General features: G+C 60.8%; 20 protein-coding genes and 2 pseudogenes. 13 read left to right on the forward strand and 9 right to left on the reverse strand.

Features of this window, described 5'->3' with window-relative positions; genetic code table 11:
* The first annotated feature begins 17 nt into the window (after positions 1-17).
* Complete coding sequence (locus tag ACYVI2_RS26335) at positions 18-1,001, forward strand: Bug family tripartite tricarboxylate transporter substrate binding protein (RefSeq protein ID WP_415817286.1); 984 nt, start codon at positions 18-20, stop codon at positions 999-1,001.
* A gap of 31 nt (positions 1,002-1,032) precedes the next feature.
* Entirely contained in the window at positions 1,033-1,929 is an 897-nt protein-coding gene (locus ACYVI2_RS26340; protein WP_415817284.1) for an amidohydrolase family protein, read from the forward strand.
* Between the two features lie 227 nt (positions 1,930-2,156).
* On the opposite strand, the gene ACYVI2_RS26345 is transcribed toward ACYVI2_RS26340, so the two are convergent.
* A complete protein-coding gene (locus tag ACYVI2_RS26345; protein WP_415817742.1) occupies positions 2,157-2,252 on the reverse strand; it encodes a carboxymuconolactone decarboxylase family protein in 96 nt (31 codons plus the stop codon).
* A gap of 321 nt (positions 2,253-2,573) precedes the next feature.
* On the opposite strand from ACYVI2_RS26345, the gene ACYVI2_RS26350 reads away from it, so the two are divergent.
* The 3 genes and pseudogenes from ACYVI2_RS26350 to ACYVI2_RS26360 all read left to right on the forward strand — a co-directional run.
* Positions 2,574-2,984 carry a VOC family protein gene (locus tag ACYVI2_RS26350; RefSeq protein ID WP_415817282.1) on the forward strand — a complete coding sequence of 137 codons (411 nt, stop codon included), beginning with the start codon at positions 2,574-2,576 and terminating at the stop codon, positions 2,982-2,984.
* Between the two features lie 56 nt (positions 2,985-3,040).
* Positions 3,041-3,247 (forward strand): annotated as a pseudogene (locus ACYVI2_RS26355) (macro domain-containing protein); the annotation flags it as partial.
* A gap of 48 nt (positions 3,248-3,295) precedes the next feature.
* Positions 3,296-3,689, forward strand: a pseudogene (locus ACYVI2_RS26360) (DapH/DapD/GlmU-related protein); the annotation flags it as partial.
* 81 nt (positions 3,690-3,770) lie between these two features.
* Here the strand turns inward: ACYVI2_RS26360 and ACYVI2_RS26365 are convergent.
* Positions 3,771-3,974: a hypothetical protein gene (locus ACYVI2_RS26365; protein WP_415817280.1), complete on the reverse strand. Its 204-nt coding sequence runs from the start codon at positions 3,972-3,974 to the stop codon at positions 3,771-3,773.
* 125 nt (positions 3,975-4,099) lie between these two features.
* On the opposite strand from ACYVI2_RS26365, the gene ACYVI2_RS26370 reads away from it, so the two are divergent.
* The 7 genes from ACYVI2_RS26370 to ACYVI2_RS26400 all read left to right on the forward strand — a co-directional run bounded on the left by ACYVI2_RS26370 (position 4,100) and on the right by ACYVI2_RS26400 (position 10,875).
* Positions 4,100-4,843 (forward strand): SDR family NAD(P)-dependent oxidoreductase, encoded by a 744-nt coding sequence (locus tag ACYVI2_RS26370; RefSeq protein ID WP_415817278.1) that lies wholly within the window; start codon positions 4,100-4,102, stop codon positions 4,841-4,843.
* Between the two features lie 336 nt (positions 4,844-5,179).
* Entirely contained in the window at positions 5,180-6,478 is a 1,299-nt protein-coding gene (locus ACYVI2_RS26375; RefSeq protein WP_415817276.1) for an MFS transporter, read from the forward strand.
* A gap of 129 nt (positions 6,479-6,607) precedes the next feature.
* Positions 6,608-7,423 carry a fumarylacetoacetate hydrolase family protein gene (locus tag ACYVI2_RS26380; RefSeq protein ID WP_415817274.1) on the forward strand — a complete coding sequence of 272 codons (816 nt, stop codon included), beginning with the start codon at positions 6,608-6,610 and terminating at the stop codon, positions 7,421-7,423.
* A gap of 2 nt (positions 7,424-7,425) precedes the next feature.
* Positions 7,426-7,839 (forward strand): nuclear transport factor 2 family protein, encoded by a 414-nt coding sequence (locus ACYVI2_RS26385; protein ID WP_415817272.1) that lies wholly within the window; start codon positions 7,426-7,428, stop codon positions 7,837-7,839.
* 56 nt (positions 7,840-7,895) lie between these two features.
* On the forward strand, positions 7,896-8,900 hold the full coding sequence (locus tag ACYVI2_RS26390; protein ID WP_415817270.1) for an ornithine cyclodeaminase family protein: 1,005 nt from the start codon (positions 7,896-7,898) through the stop codon (positions 8,898-8,900).
* A 17-nt stretch (positions 8,901-8,917) separates the two neighbouring features.
* Positions 8,918-9,721 carry a 2-oxo-hept-4-ene-1,7-dioate hydratase gene (hpaH, locus tag ACYVI2_RS26395; protein ID WP_415817740.1) on the forward strand — a complete coding sequence of 268 codons (804 nt, stop codon included), beginning with the start codon at positions 8,918-8,920 and terminating at the stop codon, positions 9,719-9,721.
* A 47-nt stretch (positions 9,722-9,768) separates the two neighbouring features.
* Positions 9,769-10,875, forward strand: coding sequence for a cupin domain-containing protein (locus tag ACYVI2_RS26400; RefSeq protein ID WP_415817268.1), 1,107 nt, complete (start codon positions 9,769-9,771; stop codon positions 10,873-10,875).
* Between the two features lie 146 nt (positions 10,876-11,021).
* Here ACYVI2_RS26400 and ACYVI2_RS26405 read toward each other — a convergent pair whose 3' ends face one another.
* Positions 11,022-11,933, reverse strand: coding sequence for a LysR family transcriptional regulator (locus ACYVI2_RS26405; protein ID WP_415817266.1), 912 nt, complete (start codon positions 11,931-11,933; stop codon positions 11,022-11,024).
* Positions 11,934-12,033: 100 nt separating this feature from the next.
* Here ACYVI2_RS26405 and ACYVI2_RS26410 point away from each other — a divergent pair, with 100 nt between their 5' ends.
* Entirely contained in the window at positions 12,034-12,792 is a 759-nt protein-coding gene (locus tag ACYVI2_RS26410; RefSeq protein ID WP_415817265.1) for an SDR family oxidoreductase, read from the forward strand.
* A 216-nt stretch (positions 12,793-13,008) separates the two neighbouring features.
* On the opposite strand, the gene ACYVI2_RS26415 is transcribed toward ACYVI2_RS26410, so the two are convergent.
* From ACYVI2_RS26415 to ACYVI2_RS26440, 6 genes are all read right to left on the reverse strand, one after another.
* Positions 13,009-14,064 (reverse strand): RNA methyltransferase, encoded by a 1,056-nt coding sequence (locus tag ACYVI2_RS26415; RefSeq protein ID WP_415817263.1) that lies wholly within the window; start codon positions 14,062-14,064, stop codon positions 13,009-13,011.
* A 218-nt stretch (positions 14,065-14,282) separates the two neighbouring features.
* Positions 14,283-14,822, reverse strand: coding sequence for a carboxymuconolactone decarboxylase family protein (locus tag ACYVI2_RS26420; protein WP_415817261.1), 540 nt, complete (start codon positions 14,820-14,822; stop codon positions 14,283-14,285).
* Between the two features lie 61 nt (positions 14,823-14,883).
* Positions 14,884-16,077 carry an MFS transporter gene (locus ACYVI2_RS26425; RefSeq protein WP_415817259.1) on the reverse strand — a complete coding sequence of 398 codons (1,194 nt, stop codon included), beginning with the start codon at positions 16,075-16,077 and terminating at the stop codon, positions 14,884-14,886.
* 60 nt (positions 16,078-16,137) lie between these two features.
* Positions 16,138-16,896 (reverse strand): SDR family oxidoreductase, encoded by a 759-nt coding sequence (locus tag ACYVI2_RS26430; RefSeq protein ID WP_415817257.1) that lies wholly within the window; start codon positions 16,894-16,896, stop codon positions 16,138-16,140.
* 131 nt (positions 16,897-17,027) lie between these two features.
* Positions 17,028-17,978 (reverse strand): GlxA family transcriptional regulator, encoded by a 951-nt coding sequence (locus ACYVI2_RS26435; protein WP_415817738.1) that lies wholly within the window; start codon positions 17,976-17,978, stop codon positions 17,028-17,030.
* 153 nt (positions 17,979-18,131) lie between these two features.
* A complete protein-coding gene (locus ACYVI2_RS26440) occupies positions 18,132-18,578 on the reverse strand; it encodes a carboxymuconolactone decarboxylase family protein (RefSeq protein ID WP_415817255.1) in 447 nt (148 codons plus the stop codon).
* Positions 18,579-18,713 lie beyond the last annotated feature (135 nt).

Below are 18,713 nucleotides of genomic sequence, written 5' to 3' on the forward strand. Positions count from 1 at the left end.
GAAAAAGAGAGGCCGTCATGTCAACACAATCCGCGCCGCACCGCCGCAGCCTCGTGCTCGGCGCCTTGGTCCTCGCCGCCGCGCCGGCCCTGACCAGCGCAGCCAGCTATCCCGATCATCCCATCACGCTGATCGTGCCCTTTCCCGCGGGCGGCACCGTCGACGCCACCGCGCGTCTGGCCAGCGCCGAAATCAGCAAGCGGCTCAAGACGCCCGTGATCATCGAGAACATCGGCGGCGCGGGCGGCGTCATCGCCAGCCAGCGCGTGGCGCGCGCGGCGCCCGACGGCTACACCTTGCTGTTCGCAACACCCAACCACACCATCAACCCGGTGATCCAGTCCAAGCTGCCGTTCGATACGGAACGCGATTTTGAACCGGTCTCCCTCGTCGCCCAGATCCCGGAACTGCTGGTGGCCAACGGCCAGCAGCCCTTCTCTGACCTCAAGGGATTCATCGACTACGCGCGCAGCCATCCGGGCCAGCTCAATTACGGCTCGGCGGGCAACGGCACGCTGCCGCACGTGACGATGGAACTGCTGCTGCTCGAGCTCGGCCTCAAGGTCACGCATGTGCCGTACAAGGGCGCCGCCCCGGCGATGAACGATCTGCTGAGCGGCCAGGTCGCGATCAAAATGGACACCATCACCACGTCGCAGCCGCACATCCCTTCGGGGCGCCTAAAGCCGCTGGCCCTGGCAAGCCTGCAGCGTTCGCCGCTGATGCCCGACGTGCCCACCATCGCTGAATCCGGCCTGCCGGGCTACCAGGGCATACTCTGGATGGGCATCCTGGCTCCCAAGGGAACGCCGAAGCCGATCATCGACACGCTGCATCGCGCCATCGCCGACGCCGTGAAGAACCCCGAGCTTGGCCAGAATTTCCAGGCCGGCGGCGCCGAGCCGATCACCAACACGCCCGCAGAATTCCGCCAGATGATCTCGAGTGAAATCACGCAATGGAAGGACATGATCAAGCGCGACAACATCACCGTAAATTGATCTCTCGACCCGACTCGACAAGGAAGTACTGATGAATCCCGCCAAGCAGCCGCCCCCGACCCAGCCGCCCGACCCGCATCCCCGCAAGCCCAAGCTGGTCGCGCCGCCCGGATCGATCGATTGCGCCATCCACCTGTTCGGGCCAGCCAGCGAATTCCCGTTCCATCCCGACAGCCGCTACAGCGCGGAAGATGCTCTGCCCGAAACCCATATCGCGCTGCAGGACACCCTGGGCCTGGCCGGCGCGGTCGTGGTGAGCGGCGGCGGCTATGGGCCCGACACCCGCCATCTGATCCACGTGCTGGAGCGCTTCCCGGATCGCTTCCGCGGCGTGGCGCTGTTGCCTGAAGACGTGACGATGGAACACATCGAGCAGCTCGACCGTCTGGGCGTGCGCGGCGCGCGCTTCATCAGCACCGGCCACCGCGGCGCGCTACCGCGGCTGTCGCCGCGGATCGCGGCGATGGTGCATGAATTCGGCTGGCACATCCAGTTCTACCCGCATGGCACTGACCTGCTGGAACATGCAGACGCGCTGCTGGCGCTGCCGAACTCGATCGTGCTGGATCACTTCGCGCACATTCCGGCAGCCGGCGGCACCGGGCAGCCGGCGTTCCGCAAACTGCTGGAAATGCTCGATACTGGCCGCGTCTGGACCAAGATCTCCGGGCCCATGCGCTGCACGGATGAAGACTACCCCTACGCCTCGGTGACGCCGATGGCGCGGGCGCTGGTAGCTCATGCGTCGCAACGCCTGCTATGGGGCACTGACTGGCCTCATCCCAACATGAACGGCCGCCTCATGCCCAACGATGGCGATCTGTTCGATCTGCTGTCGGAATGCGTGGACGACCGAGACACGCTGGAGCAGATTCTTGTGAAAAACCCGCGCGAAGTCTACGGCGAGTTCGGCAAGACGGCCAAGTAATACCCGTCCAAGGCCCGTTGACACCACCGCAATCCATCAGCGATGAGGGCGAAGCTGATGAATGCGGCGAAAAAGCAAAAAGGCTTAGATCACCAACGATTTGAGCCTTTTATTTCTACAGAAATTCTGGTGGGCTGTGAGTGGCTCGAACACTCGATCTACGGATTAAGAGCATCGTGAACACTTGGGGGACTTTTGGCGAACTCTTGCGCAGCGATGCGGATCGCCTACTGGGTTGTCGCATAGCCGCTATAGGGCGCGAGATTTATCAGCATTTCGATAATCTCTTGTCGACTTGCACCAATGTTCAAGGCAACGTTGATGTGAACTCACAAAGGGATTTCCGTCGTCGGAAACGCCCAACATGACGTTCGGCGGCACTACCCCAAAACAGAAACTTGGCAATCGCCAGTTAACCCAGTTAACTCGTTCTACTGCCGCCTACTGTTGAAAATGGGGAGTTACCTTTAGGACCTATGCGACAGAACGAGACAGTTTCAGCGCGCCCCGCCACGCACGTTGCTTCACCGAACGAGCGCCAAAATTTGCCGAACACTGGCTACAGCTCTTAATCTGTGATTCATGAGTGGACGTTGACGGTCCGACGTCTAGCCCCAAATCTGCCTCACCCCAGGAGGATAATCATGCCGATATTTCAGATTAAGCATTTGGACCATGTCGTGCTTCGAGTTCAGGATCTGGCGCGTAGTGTGGAGTTCTATACAAAGGTACTAGGCTGTCCCGTCAAGAAGAAGAACGAGAAATACGCCATGATTCATCTGGGTGCCGGCGGGTCCATGATCGATCTGGTTGATGTGCAAGGGCCTTTGGGCGCCACCGGCGGCAAAGCCCCGGAAAAAGAAGGGCACAATCTCGACCACTTTTGCCTGCGGGTCGATCCGTTCGATGAAACTGCCATCCTGGAACATCTACAAGCCTGCGGAATTGCCGCGAGCAAAGCCGTGATGCGATATGGAGCAGAAGGCGATGGACTTTCGATCTATTGCTTCGATCCCGATGGCAATCAAATCGAGCTGAAAGGCCCAGCGATGTAGAGTGAAAATTTGTTTCGTACTCCAAGGAGCATGAATATGCCTACCAGCCTAAGCGCAAAAAGGCAATCGCTTCGATAGCATTCCCAAGCATCAGCACGGGCATATACGGCTATCCCATCGAGTTAGCAGCGGAGGTAGCTGTCAAAAGCGTGCGCGAGAGCTTGTCGGCGGACTCGTCTGTTCAAGAGGTGATCTTCTGTTGTTTCTCGGCAGAGGATCTTTTTCAATATGAGCGCATATTGAATCGGCCGCTTTCGGTATAGTTCAACGGGACATGCCTAAGCGAAACTCCGCAATGAGCCAGACCGCCAATGATCCCGCCGTTCTACACGACTGGCGGAGAAAGCATTCGCGTCGGCTCAATGTCTTTATCAATCAGAATTGCACGATGTACGACCTTGGCGGAATCGATATTGCGGATGACGTAATGATCGGGCCGAATGTGAGTCTCATCACTTCGAGTCATCCCCTTGACCCTGCTCAGCGCCAAGCCTGCGTGATCGCCAAGCCCATCACAATACAGAAAATGTGTGGATCGCCGCCGGAGTCACGATCATCGGAGGCGTGACGGTCGGTGAAAGCTCGGTTGTCGCAGCAGGTTCGGTCGTTACTCGGGATGTTCCGGCGAACACGCTAGTTGCCGGAAATCCTGCACGCGTCATTCGCGCAATCGATGAGGACTCAGAAAATGCAGAGGACAGTTAAGACCCATCCGTCAATCTAATCGCCCGACTATCAAGCAACTTCTGAAACTCATGGACTTCTTCTATAGCAGGTCTGCGCGAATTATTGATTCAAGGCAGCCTTCGCGGCTTCCGCTGGGGTCAGCCCCTCGTAAAACATGTCAGTAAACCACTCGGCTTCGTCTTCGATATGCTGTTGGGATTCTTCGCGTGACGCACCAGCCGCGACGAATAATTCTTCTACTTCAGTACACCACTGAATCAGCGCGACTTCGTCTGGATCAGGTAACTCGGGTTTTCGGGCCATGATTTTCTCCTGTTGATGGATATTCGCATCATACTGCTGCGCCAACTGCAACAACCATCTCCTAGGCATACGGTATGACTCCCTGTATGTAAACTACATCTCTTTCCAACTCCCTTGACCTCCCTATGCGTCAACCTCCACGTGTTGCTCCGGTTACAGGATCCACTTCAGGTATTGGAGCAGCAATAGCGCGCCGGCTGTCTACGGATGGCTATGCCGTCGTGTTGCATTCGCGCAGCTCTGTGGATGTAGGCATCGCTATGGCGCGTGAACTGGGCTTGGCGGCCTATGTGCAGGCAAACCTCGCTGACGATGCAGATCGGATACGACTGGTGCAAGAAACTGTCGCGCAATGGGGGCGTTTGGACATCGTCGTGAACAATGCGGGCATCAGCCGCGTGATTCCCCATGCCGATATGGCGGCCGCTACGCCTGACATATGGCGCGAGCTGCATGAGGTCAATGTCATCGCGCCGTTTCGCATCATTGCGGAAGCCGAGGCCGCACTACGGGCGTCTGCTGCTACTGGAACGCCCGCCTGCGTGATTAATGTGAGTTCGCATGCAGGTGTTCGTCCGAAAGGGGCTTCTATCCCCTATGCCGCCACGAAAGCGGCATTGAATCATGTCACGCGCTTGCTAGCGGTCTCACTTGCTCCGGATATTCGTGTGAATGCCGTCGCTCCTGGACTTGTGGATACGCCGCTGACAGCCGACTGGACGCAAGCTCAACAGTTGTGGCGCGAGCGCGCGCCGATGCGGCGGGCTGCTAGCCCTGAAGACATTGCACAAGCAGTGTCAGTGCTTATTGAATCTAACTATTTGACAGGCGAAATTTTGCTTTCTGATGGTGGATTGAATCTCACGTGATTCTGGAAAAACGGTATTGCGTCCATGCATCCGGCTGCCACGCTGGGCGAAGAAGGTGGATGGGCTGTGGAGCTGATTCCTATGGATTTCTATTTGGCCGGCGCATGCCTCTCCAGATGACCAAGTTGCCCGGAGGCGGGTCATGCGCCCGCGAGGTCCGGCTATCGAGCCGCCGTTTTACCGGATATCTCGCTTATTCAGTCCGTGCATAGAAAGACCCTTGGCGCTATTCATATGGTGCATTTCGCTGATGCAGAAGTTTCAGTGTTTTCGCCAAAAGCGCTCTGCTAAATTGGCCTCCACGCTATCCAAAAGAGAAAAAGCGAGGAGACAAACGTGGACAGTTCAATCGAGAACTTCGTGGGGCGCAGCATACCCGGCGATATGGCGAAGCGCGCGCAAAACCGGCGCAGTGTCGCCCTGGTCGCCGCAACATCACTAGGGCTCGCGGGCGGATATACCGCTCTTTTCGCCGGCACTACTGGTGTCTTTCTGCTGCCGATCGCTCAGTCGCTGGACATTGGGCGCGGCACGGCCGCCAGCTGTATGGCGTTGGCCTCGCTGGGCCTTGCCGTAAGCTCGCCGGTGGCCGGCCGGCTGATGGACCGCTACGGCTATCAGCGCGTCATCGGCGTATCCATCATCTGTTTCGTGATCGGTCTGCTGCTGCTGGCCGCCGGCCCGCTGACGACGACTGCGCTGGGCATCAAGGCTTTCCTGCTCGGCCTGCTCGGCGTCGCAACATCGCCGGTCGGCTACCTGCCGATCCTGGCCTACGCCTTCGAGCGCCGCGTCGGACTGGCATTCGGCATCGCCTCGATCGGCGCGGGTATCGGCGCGGCTTTAGCGCCGCTCTTTACCGGCTGGATGATCCGCCATTACGACTGGCAGACGGCCTACCTGTTGCTGGCCGCCATTGCAGCGGTCATCGGCTTCGTTGCCCATATGATGCTGCGGCGCATCCCCACTCAGGCGCGGAACGCGGACGCGTCGGCCAACGCAAAATCGCCCAACAGCTTGACGGGTGATACGCCAAAGACCGCCTTCACCAATCCACGCTTCTGGCTGATCGGCTTGTGTGTCGCGTTGATCGCGGCGGTCGGTCTGGGCAGCATCGTGCATGTACCGGCACTGCTGTCGGACAACGGCGTGTCGCCGGAAATGGCGGCGGCCGGCGCCGCATTCTCCGCGATCGGCTTGACGATGGGCCGCTTCCTGGTTGGCCTTCTTTTGGACCTCATTCCTGCGCGGGTGTTGGCCTCCACGGTGTTCCTGCTCGGCGGTTGCGGCGTAGCCCTGTTGGGAAGCGCCACGCACGAAACACCCTATCTGCAACTTGCGCTGGGTGCGATGCTGACTGGCATGCTGATCGGCGCCGAAGGCGACCTGGTGCCGTTCTTCGTGAAGCGCTATTTCGGCCTGAAGAACTTTGGCGCCATCTACGGCGTGCTGATTTCGCTGTTCTGCCTGGGCACAATGTTCGGCCCCGCCCTGTATGGCCTGGCCTTTGACCGCTTCCACAGCTACAACCTCGTGATGGTAACCGCCGGCATTGTATGCGTCGCCTGCGCGCTCGGAATTTTAATGATCGGCGCCTACCGCTATCCCGATCCGCATCAGGCGGCCCGCGCCTAAGACACAGTAGACACGCACTCTCTACAGAGGCGTCCCTCAAAACCCGAGTAGTACCCATCGGCGCAGACCACCGTCTGCGCCAAGGGCGGAGCTTTTCCGAAATATCTGTTTTCTGTACTGGAGGTAGCAATGAAGATCGCAAGGTTGGAACACGATGGCCATGCCGTCTGGGGCGTCGTCGGCAGTGAATCTGTCGAACTTCTGCCTGGCGCGCACGACTACGGCGAGGCCCTGGCCGAAGCAACATCGGCTGTTGAACGCGCGGCCTTGCCGATCACGAACGTGCGCTGGCTGCCTCCAGTTGTGTCCAATACCAAAATCATCTGCGCCGGCCTCAACTACGGCAAGCATGCACAAGAAATGGATCGCGGCGCCGGCACCTATCCCTCGGTCTTTCCCCGCTTCGCAGATTCGTTCGTGGGCCATGATGACCAGGTCGTCTGCCCAAGAAACTCCGACCAGTTGGACTACGAGGCCGAACTGGCGGTGGTGATAGGCAAGCCGGCGCGCCATGTGCCGGTCGAGCGCGCCATGGAATACGTGGGCGGCTACACCTGCATGGCCGAAAACTCGGTACGCGATTATCAGATGCACAACCGGCAAGCCACGCCGGGCAAAAACTTCGAGCGATCCGGCGCCTTGGGCCCGTGGATCGTGCCGCCCGATGCGCTGCCAGACCCGCGCGAAGTGCGCGTGATCGGCCGCTTGAATGGCGTCGAGGTGCAGAACGGTGGCTTGGATGATCTGATCTTTTCCATTCCGGCGCTGATCTCTTATCTCAGTGCCTTCACCACGCTGCGAGCAGGCGACATCATCGCCACCGGCACGCCCGAGGGCGTGGGCATGACCCGGAAACCTCCTCGCTACCTGCACCCCGGCGATCAGTTCGAGGTCGAGGTGTCCGGAGTGGGTGTGTTGCGCCACGGCACGCGACAGGAGAATTGAGCATGACGACGACACAACACCTCGATTGCCTTGCTGTCGTGCACGGCTTCTTCGACGCGCTCGACATGCATGCCCACGATCGCGCGCTGGCCTTGTTCGCCGCAGACGGCGTGTGGGAACGTCAAGGCAATACCCTGGCAGGCCGTGCGGCGATCGGCGCCGCGCTGGAGCAACGCTCGCCGCAGCGCCGCACGTTTCACGCCGTCTGCAACCCGGTAGTCAGCCAGGAGTCTCCCAACCAAGCAACCGTGCGCTTCTATTTGATGGCCTACGAAACGCAGCTAGACCAGGACTGTTCGCAGCCACTCACGCCTATCGGTATTCGCCGCTGCGAAGATCGCTTGACCCATGACGGCCACACATGGCGCATCGTGCACAAGGCCAGCCAGGCGCATCTGCCACCCGCCGGCCGCTGACGCGCTTGCTGCCGGCGAATTTGCCGATTCCCTTTTCCATACTTGTGATGACACCGATGAAAAATACCGCTCTCTGGCTGACTGAAGCCGAAGTCGCCGGCCATGTGCCCATGAATGACGCGATCGACACGCTGGAACGCAATCTGATCGAGATCGCAGACGGCGCCGCCTTCAACGTGCCCAAGGCCCTGGGCTCTCTAGGCAACGGCGGCGCGATGCACGCGCTGGCCTCCGCCTCGCCGCGCCTGGGCGTGTGCGGATTCAAGACCTGGGTCCACACACCTAATGGTGCCAAAGCCGTGTTCGCGCTGTTCGGCACGCACGACGGCACTCTGCTGGCCATGATGGAAGCGAATACGCTGGGCCAGATCCGCACCGCGGCCATGACGGCTTTGGGTACCCGATGGCTGGCGCCCGCCAATGCCGATGATCTGGCGATCGTGGGCACTGGCCGTCAAGCCATCGCCCAGGTTTACGCGATCAATACCGTGCGGCCTCTGCGGCGTGTGCGTGTCTGGAGCCGCGACGCCGAACGCCGGCAAGCCTTCGCCGACAAGGTGCGCGCCGACTTGCCTCAAGCCGATGTGACGGTGGCCAGCAGCCTGGAAGCCGCCACTGACGGCGCCTCGTTGGTGACGATAGTGACCCGTGCCACCGAGCCCTTCTTCCGGGCGGACCTGCTTGCCCCTCAAGCGCACTTGAACGCGGTCGGCGCCATACTGCCAGCCAACGCGGAGTTCTTCCCCGATGTGTTCGAGCGCGCCCGGGCGGTGGTCGTGGACGACCTGGACAACGCTCGCAGCGGCTCGCGCGAATTGCGCGAACGATATGGCGCGGACGCGCCGCAGTGGCCGGACGTGCAGACCCTGCATGGCGTCATCAAGCGCGGCGGCTTGCCCGCCGGAGGCAGCGGCGACATCACGCTGTTCAAGGCTATGGGCATGGGGCTGTCCGACTTGGCCATCGCCGCGCTGGCCTATGAGCGCGCCTCCACCACGGCCGGCACGTCGCAGACGGTGCCGTTGACGGCGGCCGCGCCGATCCGCTGGGCCAAGGGCTGAGCCAGGGACGCCGCATGATGTTGACCGATACCCAGATTGCCATCCTGGCCGCTGAACTGGATCAAGCCGAACAGAGCCGCACACAAGTACGCCATTTCTCGCGCCGCTTTCCGGACATGACTATCGCCGACGGGTACGCGATCGCGCGTGCTTGGTGCGGCTTGAAACTGGCGCGCGGCCAGCAGGTGCGCGGGCACAAGATCGGACTGACTTCCCGCGCCATGCAGCAGGCCAGCCAGATCAACGAGCCGGATTATGGCACGCTGTTCGATTCGATGTTCTTTGACAGCGGCCGCGACATTCCATTCGAGACCTTCATCGCGCCGCGCATCGAAGTCGAACTGGCCTTCATTCTCTCCCGGCCGCTGAAGGGTCCCGGCGTGACCCTTTTCGACGTCCTGCGGGCCACTGAGTTCGTAACGCCGGCTGTAGAGATCATCGATGCGCGCATCGAACAGTTCGACCGGGAAACCCGCGTGATCCGCCGAGTCACGGACACGATCTCGGACAACGCTGCCAACGCCGGCGTCGTGCTGGGCGGACGGCCCGTGCACGTAGATGCGGTGGACCTGCGCTGGACCGGCGCCTTGCTGTACCGCAACGGCATCATCGAAGAATCTGGCCTGGCCGCAGCGGTGCTCGACCACCCCGCACATGGCGTGGCCTGGCTGGCCAACTGCCTTGCCCAGTGGGACGAGGGGTTGCAGGCGGGCGAAGTCGTCCTCGCCGGTTCCTTCACTCGCCCGGTGACGGGCGCCCGGGGCGATACCTTCCAGGTCGACTACGGGCCGCTGGGGGCCATCAGCTTCCGGCTGATCTAACCGGCCCCACATCTTAAAAAATTCCTATCTGTACAGCGGAGAAACAAATGTCCGAGACTACCTCCTATCGTCTGGTGAACGTCAGCGGCACCGTACCGGCCCCGATCACCCATTGGGCTCCCGTGTTGGTGCCGCGCGAGGCCATCGAAGCGGAAATCCAGCGCCTGGCCGATGAGCCGGCGCCCGCAGATGGCCGTCGTGCCGCTGTCATCGTTCACCCCGAATGTGTCGACGGCACGCAGGGCTTCGCTCCCGGCGTAGACGTCACCATCGAAGTGCTCAAGCCCGGCGAGCAAACGCGCCCCATGCTGCGCAACTCTAACCAGATCCACTTCGGTATCCAGGGTTCCGGCGCTATCCAGGTCGGCAAAGAGACCCTGGCTACGGGTAAGTGGGACGTCGCCTCGATTCCGTCGATGCAGCCTTATAGCTGCAAGAACACCGGCAAGGAACTGTGGGTGCGCCTGGTCTACTCGAACGCTCCGCTGCTGCGCAAGCTCGGCGTGCACTGGTCGGACTACGCGCAGCCCGGCTGGGAGATCAAGGCCATTGCCTCGACGGCGGGTGTGAACGTCGACATCAATCGCGCCAATGCGCCCGACATTCAAATCTCGGCCGAGGGCGCGCGCTTGCGCGGTTACGAGTTTCTGACCGACATCGAAGTAGTCGAAAACCGGCCGCTGGTCTGGCCCTGGGAGTCAGCCACGCCGTTGCTCTCGCGCGAGCGAGGCGACGGACTGCGCAATATCATCCTGCTCTACAACCCCGCCACCGAGCGGCGCAATGGCACCACCCACTCGTTCTTCGCGACCTTGTTCTCGATACCCAAGGGCGTGCCGCCACGACCGGTGACGCGCGGCCACAAGCACAGTTCCGTTGCGATCAACTATCACTTCGTGGGACAGGGCAAGAGCGTGGTCGACGACGAGACGATCCACTGGAAAACCGGCGACCTGCTGCTGTCTGGTCCCTCCTGGTCCGAGCACGCCCACTATTACGACGGGCACGGCGCCCAGGTGCTGACGATCCAGGATCATCCGTTGCACATTGGCATGGAATCGCTGATCTGGCAAGAACGCATGGACGGCCCGATCCTGAACCTGGGTTCGGAAGCCGGCCAAAAGGGCTATGTCGGCCCGCGTCAGGCCGGCTAAAACGCGGGAGAACCGTGCGGCAGATATCATCGAGCCAAGGCCGAATGCAGGCCACGTCCGCGGCCCTGCATTCGGCCTTGGCTCGGGCCGTGAACCAGCGCGGCGCATCAAGGGAACTTTAGTTACAGCCCTGCCTTTGGCAGGGATTACGGCGCCGCTTCGTAGCGAGGGGATTGGAACAGTTCCAGGAAAATGCCGCGCAACCAGGTGTGCGCCGGATCGTCGTCATGCCGCATGTGCCAATACATGTGAACGTCGAACACCGGTTCGGGAAAGGGCACAGGGTGGATCTCGAGCGAAGCCCGCCCTCCGAGGTGCCGGCCGATGCGAGAAGGCACGGTGGCAAGCAGGTCCGATGTGCCGATGACTTCCGGCAGAGCGAAATAGTTAGGGATGCGAAGCATGATCTTGCGCGGCACATTGAGGTCGGCCAGGTTTTCCTCCACCGGATCATCCGGCGGCATGATCATCACGTGATAGCTCTGCTCGAACACCTCGCGGGTGAGCGTCTTGCGGCGTCCAGGCTGCTTGCGCCGCAGCACCACGCACCCATCCTGGAACAATGGCTGCTTGCGCATCGTCTGCCGCGGCATGTTGAGATGGCCCACCGCGATGTCCACCTCGCGGTCTCGCAGCATCCGCTCATAGCCGGACCGCGGCGCCTGGAAGATGGCCAGCTTGACCTGCGGGGCCTCCTCACGCAGCCGACTCATCAGCGCTGGCGCGAGCAGCATCTCGCCCACATCCGAAAGCAGCAGGCGGAACTCCCTGGTGCAGTCCTCGGGCCGGAAACTCGACGAGTCGATCAGCGAATCCTTGATGGTCTCGAGTGCGACCCGCACAGGCGTGGCCAACCGCTCGCAGCGCTCGGTGGGTTCGAAGCCGCCGGGCGTGCGCACAAACAATCTGTCGGAGAGCGCTTCCCTCAAACGTCCCAGCGCGTGGCTGACCGCCGGCTGGCTGAGATTGACCTCTTTGGCCACCTCGGTGAGGTTTCTCAGCCGATACACGGAATCAAAAATTTTCAGGAGATTCAAATCCAATCTGTTGATGTCCATCTGCGCCCCCTCTTGTCTTTTACCTTGCTTCGTCGCAGTGCCTGGCGCAACCGCGCGGCAAGGATAACGCGTTACATCCAGCCCACATACGGAGTTCATCATGTCCGCAGTATCCCGGCAACCGAAAGGCCTTTTCGTCATCACCGGCGCTAGCCGAGGCATTGGCGCGCAAATCGCGCGCCTGGCTGCACGCACGCATCCCGTGGTCATACTTTACCGGCATGACCGAGAGGCCGCTGATAATCTTGTACGCGAAATCGGCGTTAACGGCGGCCGGGCCTGGGCAATCATGACCGATGTCGGCGACGAAGCGGCTCTGTGCGACGCATTCCGGCGCATCGACGCGCTGGGCCGCGTGGCCGTGCTGGTCAATAACGCAGGCTTGACCGGTGGCGCTTCACGTGTGGCGGATCTGCGGGGCGAGGCGCTGGCCCAAGTACTGCAGGTGAATGTGTTCGGCGCCTTTATCGCCACGCGCGAGGCCGTGCGGCGCATGTCTACCCGGCAGGGCGGCCTGGGTGGCGCCATCATCAACGTATCCTCGGGCGCGTCGGTGCTGGGCGCGCCCGGCACCTGGGTCCATTACGCCGCCTCCAAGGGCGCGATTGACACTTTGACAATAGGCTTGGCCAAGGAGATTGCGGCCGAAGGCATCCGAGTCAACGCGGTACGGCCGGGCGTGATCGACACTGAAATCCACCACCAGCGCACGCCACAGGCACTGGCCGCGATGGTCAACGCCATTCCGATGGGACGCATGGGCACAACGGCCGAGGTTGCCGAAGCCGTACTATGGTTGGCATCGCCCGCCGCATCATATGTCACGGGTTGCCTGATGGACGTGCGTGGGGGATTTTGACGTCCTGAACTAATGCTAATGAAGCGGCCCGCCACAGATTGCTGTAGCGCCGCGTTCAATGGATCAAGCAGGTCTTCCCTCGTATTGATTGACGTATGTCTCAATCGATGTCCATTTTCGGCCATAAGCGGACGGTCAAGCTAAAGGCATCCACGCAATAAAAGAAGCTAACCTCTCAAGTTGTCCTTAAGAAACTCGGGGGCGGATAGGCCTGGCCTAGGCAGCTTCTGGTTTTGCAGTGCGCTTGCGGCGCAGTTCAACTACTTGCGCTGCGCCAACGGCGCGAGCACGCAGTTGCCCACAGCCACCATCCACATCCTGCCCAGCGCTATTCCTTACCTTGGTCAGCACACCACGGGAGTGCAGATAGCGCACGATCTCGCGTATGCGCTCGGAATCAGGGCGCTGGTAGTCATCCCCTTCGAGACTATTGAAGGGAATGACGTTGAGCACGCCGTACTTCCCCTTGAGCAGACGCACGACTGCATCGAGTTCGTCGTCGCCATCGTTGATGCCCTTGAGCAGCGTCCATTGATACTGGATCGGATAGTTGGTGTCGCGAGCGTATCTCTCGCCAAGTTCGATCAGTTCTTCCGGCGCAATTTTCGGGGCGCGCGGCAGCAGGTGTTCGCGCAGTTCGGCCTTGGTCGTGTGCAGCGACAGCGCCAGCGCGGGCTTGATGCGTTGTTGCGGCAGGGCTTCGAACACACGCCGGTCGCCCACGGTGGAGAACACGAGATTCTTGTGGCCGATATTGCCTTCGGTGCCGAGCAGATCGATTGCTTCGAGCACGTTGTCGAGGTTGTGCGCCGGTTCTCCCATGCCCATGAAGACGACCTTTTTCACCGCGCGCAGACGCCGCGCCAGCACGACTTGGGCGAGGATTTCCATGCTCGTGACCTGGCGGATCAGGCCGCTCTTGCCAGTCATACAGAAGCGGCAGCCGACTGCGCAGCCGACCTGGGTGGAGACACAAAGACCGTCGCGCGGCAACAGCACGCTTTCCACCATCTGCCCGTCGGCGAGCTCGACGAGCAAGCGCGAGCCACCGCTGCCGGTATGTTCGGAGCGGACGCGGGTGAGGCCGTCCAGTTCTGCCGTCAAAGCGGGCACAGCGTCGCGCAGCGCGAGAGGCAGAAAATGCTCGGAGCTGCGCCGTCGCGTACCGATGTCGAGCGCTTGCCCTTTTAGCCAGACGCGCACGACCCGGCCGCGATGAACGGGCAAGGCGCCGAGAGCGGCGAGGCGTTGGTCGAAGTCGGAGAATCGCATGGGAGGCGGATTTTACTCTGCCCCCATCTGAACCGGTACTACCAATTAGGGGAGGGCCCGCCCTGCGGCCACTCCGGCCAGCGGACGTCGCTTATGAATCTGAGCTTTACTAGTACAAACTCACCTAACCCACTCACTCACCACTTAAGACTAGGAACGGTCATCGACCCGATTCGACCGGACGTATCCTACTGATCGCCTTACCCCAGCCAATCGCGTTACTTGAGTTCTGGAAAATCCACGACGGTGTCATTCACTCGGTTGAACACATTCGTGAAGGTGATGACGGAGATCGCCAATGCGATATCCACTACAGCCTCGTCCGGAAAGCCCGCCGAGCGCAATGCAGTGAATGACTCTGCATCGAGGGTACCTCGGCCCTCCTGAAGGCGCCGGACAAACTGGATCAACGCATCGCGCCTTGCGTCTCCGGTGGCTTCCAGAGCCCTGATAGCGCGCACCGTATCCACGGGCAGGCCGGACGCCTTAGCCGCCAAACTATGTGCCGCGACGCAGTAATCGCAACCGGCGATCGCGCTCACCACCAGCTTGACGGTCTCGCGCTCCTGTGCGGAAAGAACACCACGCGCAAGCACCGCGTCGGCGGACAGCATCGCCTTAAGCGCCTGCGTATTCAAGGCACCAATGGCCGCATAGGCGTTGGGGACGATCCCCACTGCTTTACGGATACCGGCAAAAACGTCGGCCGTTTCGCCGGAGGCGCTAGTAGCTGCGGGGGTGTTGATACGGGAAGTCATTTTCTTGAATCCTTTAAAGTGGTCTTGGTGGAAAACGAGTGCAACTGGCGCGTAAAAAAGCTCAAATTTTTGGGGCAATGGCGGCGTTCAGGCCCAAGGCGATCAACTCCGCCAGGGTAGCCGCCACGCCGATCGCCCAAAGGGCGCCTGCGTCCAACATGGCAGCCCCCAGGGCGCTGCCAACGGAAAAACCAAAATACATAGTCGACGTATTAAGCGCCAGGACAACCGGTGCCTGCGACGGGACGCCCGCGCCGATCAGCCTAGCCATCTGCGCGGGAAAAAATGACCACACGGTAAAGCCCCACACGGCGACGGCCGCCAAGACCAGACCCAGCGAAACGCCTCGGGATAGCACTGTTGCAATGGCTAATGCCAGGAACGACAAACCCAACAGCACGAGCGAGCCACGCACCACGCTGCCTGCCCCAAAACGGTCGTTAAGTACTCCGCCAGCCATGACCCCCGCGGCCGCGCAAAGCCCCCAGAGCGAGACGGACGCAGTAATCTCCAACGGACCGAAGGCCAGCACGGCGCTCAGATATTCGGCGAGATAGGGATAGGCAACAAAGGCGCCAATGGACCAGAACAGGCTGACCGCCAGCAGGCGCTGCACTGAACGCTGACGAACAACCGAGAACCGTTGGCGCAAGCTGGCAACCTCGATACTCTGTCCCGCTTCGCGATCGATACCGGTCCAAACTCCCGCGATAGCCACGATGCTCATCGCGCCCACCATCAGAAATGTTGCGCGCCAACCGAAGGCGTGGCCGATCAGTCCGCCAAGCGGCAGGCCCAGTGCAATGGCCAGTGTCTGTCCCGCACTGACGATGGCAAGCGCCCGCCCCCGCATCGCGGGAGGGACGATGACGCCAGCCAGTCCGTTGGCAGCCGGCACATAAAGCCCCGCTGCAATGGCCATTAGCACCCGCGCGACGATCAATACGGTGAATGACGACGATAGCGCTGCCACCACATTGCCAATGGCGAACAAGACCATGGCAATGAGCAACACCTGCTTGCGCGCCATCCGGCCGGTGGCCACAGTGGTGAGCGGCGACGACAATGCCAACACCAACGTGAACACGACAACCAACAGAGCGATGGTGGGAACCGACAGCCCAAAGTCTTGCGCCATGACTGGCAACAACGGCGCAATCATGAATCCTTCTGTGCCTATGGCGAACGTCCCCAAAGCCAGGAATCCGGCCGGCAGCAACAAGGCGCGCGAATCCTGCGCGAGCGTTGCGGTCATGAAGAAACTCTCCTATAAATGCAGCCCGGGCGAACGCCGGGCGGCATCAATCCACGTGCTTTACACCGGGATGGGGTTAGCTGCGATTTCAGCGTTGAAACCATCAATCAACGCGTGCTCGCCAATCCCAGGGTTATCGCGCAAGGCACGAATCGCCTCAACAAACACTTCCGGCGCGTCGGTTGCCAGCCCCTTCATCGTTTCGGCGATGAAGGCGTCAAGCGGCATGGCGCGAGGGTCACCGCTCTTTTTGATGGGGTCGGTGTCGACCCACGGAGGCGCGATTTCCTGGACAGTTACGCTGGTGCCTTTGAGCATGAAACGCTGTGACAAGGCATAGGAGTGCAGCGCCGCCTTCGACGCGGAGTAAACCGCATTAGTGGCGATAGGCACGTAGGCCAGCACCGAGGTGTTGTGGATGATGGCGGCGCGCGGTTGAGTCTTGAGATGCTCGATGAGCGCAGAAGTCAACCGGATCGGGCCAAGCAGGTTCGTATCAAGAATCCGGCGCGAAACGGCATCATCGATGCGGCCTGACGGATCGTCGAACGGCATGATGCCTGCATTGTTGACCAGTACGTTCAACGCCGGATAGTCGCGGATCAGTTGCGCGGCGACGCGGTCGATGTCGGCTGCATCAGAAATGTCCAGGGCCACACCCTCGATCCCGGGATGCGCCGCAGCCACTTCATCCAGCAGAGCCTGCCGACGCCCGGCGATGATGACTTTGTTGCCCAGAGAATGAAACTGCTCGGCCAGCGCGCGGCCGATGCCGGAGGTGCCGCCAGTGATAAAGATCGTGTTGCCCGTCATTTGCATGATTTGTCCTTGTCTGACGCCTGGATGGCGTTTTCAATGGACGTACTATGCGCGGTTCCGGAAAAGACTCAAATGTCATAGATCCGACAATAACGGACATGGAAAATCAGCGCTTCAAAAAACCCCAGCGATCAGGCCGACTCGCGTTCTTGCATCGACATCAGGTCCCGCTTCACACTGGCTGGCGGCTGGCCCAGGTTACGCAGGAAAGCGCGCCGCATCCGGTCTCGGTCCGCAAAGCCTGTGTCGCGCGCCACGATTTCCAGGGGATGGCGGCCGTCTTCCAACATAACGCGGGCGGCCTCGAGCCGCAGCATTTCCACGGCTTTGGCGGGAGACCTTCCGGTCTCTTCGCGGAATACCCGGCTGAACTGGCGCGGAGACAGGTTGGCAGCTTCCGCGAGCTCTTCAACAGACAAGGAATTGCGCAGGTTTTCTCGGGCATAGGCCAGCGCACGTTTGACCCGGTCTGAACGAGGCTCCAGCGCCAGCATCGCCGAAAACTGCGATTGCCCGCCGTGGCGGCGATGGTAGACAACGAGTTTCCGAGCCAACAGCCGAGAAAGCGTGGGCCCATGGTCTTCCTCAATCAGCGCCAGCGTCAGGTCAATAGCGGATGACATGCCAGCGGATGTCCAGATGTTCCCGTCACGGACAAAAATGCGATCCTCTTCGACCTTTATCCTCGGAAAGCGCGTCTGAAGCACGTGTGCATGTGCCCAATGCGTGGTGGCGATGCGGCCATCGAGCAGGCCCGCCTGCGCCAGCACAAAAGCGCCAGTGCATACCCCAGCCACGCGGCGGGCCTGGTTACCCGCGAGGGCGATATACGCACTCAGCCCAGGCGAAATATCCTGGGGCACCAATTGCCCAGCAACCATCAGCGTGTCGGGCACGAACCCTAGCTGTGTCGTTTCGATACCTGCATTCATCGACGACCTGATCGTGCCGCCCTTTTCGGACAACACTGTCAGCTGATAGCCCATGTCGCCCAGCTCCGCGTTGGCCAATTCAAAGGCAGAAAGCGCTGCCAAGCCCATCAACTGGAAGCCGTCTTCAAGGATCAAACCAACATGCCGCATCATGCGTCCTTCGGGAAATGGAAGATCAGAATAATCCCCCTCCGGAGCAGCATCCAATTATTGATGGGAATCGGTCTACTTTGTTGCATTATTCTGACGTAGGGATATGACCTCCATCCCGCCTGCTTCCACAATATGCGTGTGGGACCCACATCACGATTTGGCAGCAACAGGGAGCCGAAACGGCGCGCCCAGTCGGTTGAACGCATTCATTGCGGCGATCGTGATCGTGAGGTCGACAAGGTCTTGGGGCGTGAACGCTGCCGAGGCGGCGGCATACGCCTCATCCGAGGCATGCGTTTCGCTGATACGGGTCACCTCCTCAGCCCAGGCCAGCGCAGCACGTTCCTGGTCGGAGAACAGGTGGTGCACCTCATCCCAAACCGGCACCAACGTGATCTTGTCGATCGACATGGTTTTCCTGAGATCGCGGCTGTGCATGTCGATGCAGTGAGCACAGCCGTTGATTTGCGAAACTCGAAGGAACACAAGGTGGACGAGTTCCTCGGGGAGGTTCGTCTTCCTGGTGACGTAGTGGTGAATACCAAAAAGAGCCTTCGCGCCGTCAGGTGCAATCTCCTGCCAGTTCAAGCGGGTCATCTCAGTCCTTTCCTGTTGTTGATGGTGGATAGCATCGCGGTCGGCGCGCCAGGCGGCCTATCGACTTCGACCGCGATCCATGTCATAACTCCACGATACTCCGCCGGGAGTTGGAGAAACAGGCCCAAAAAATGC

Source organism: Bordetella tumbae (assembly GCF_054780995.1).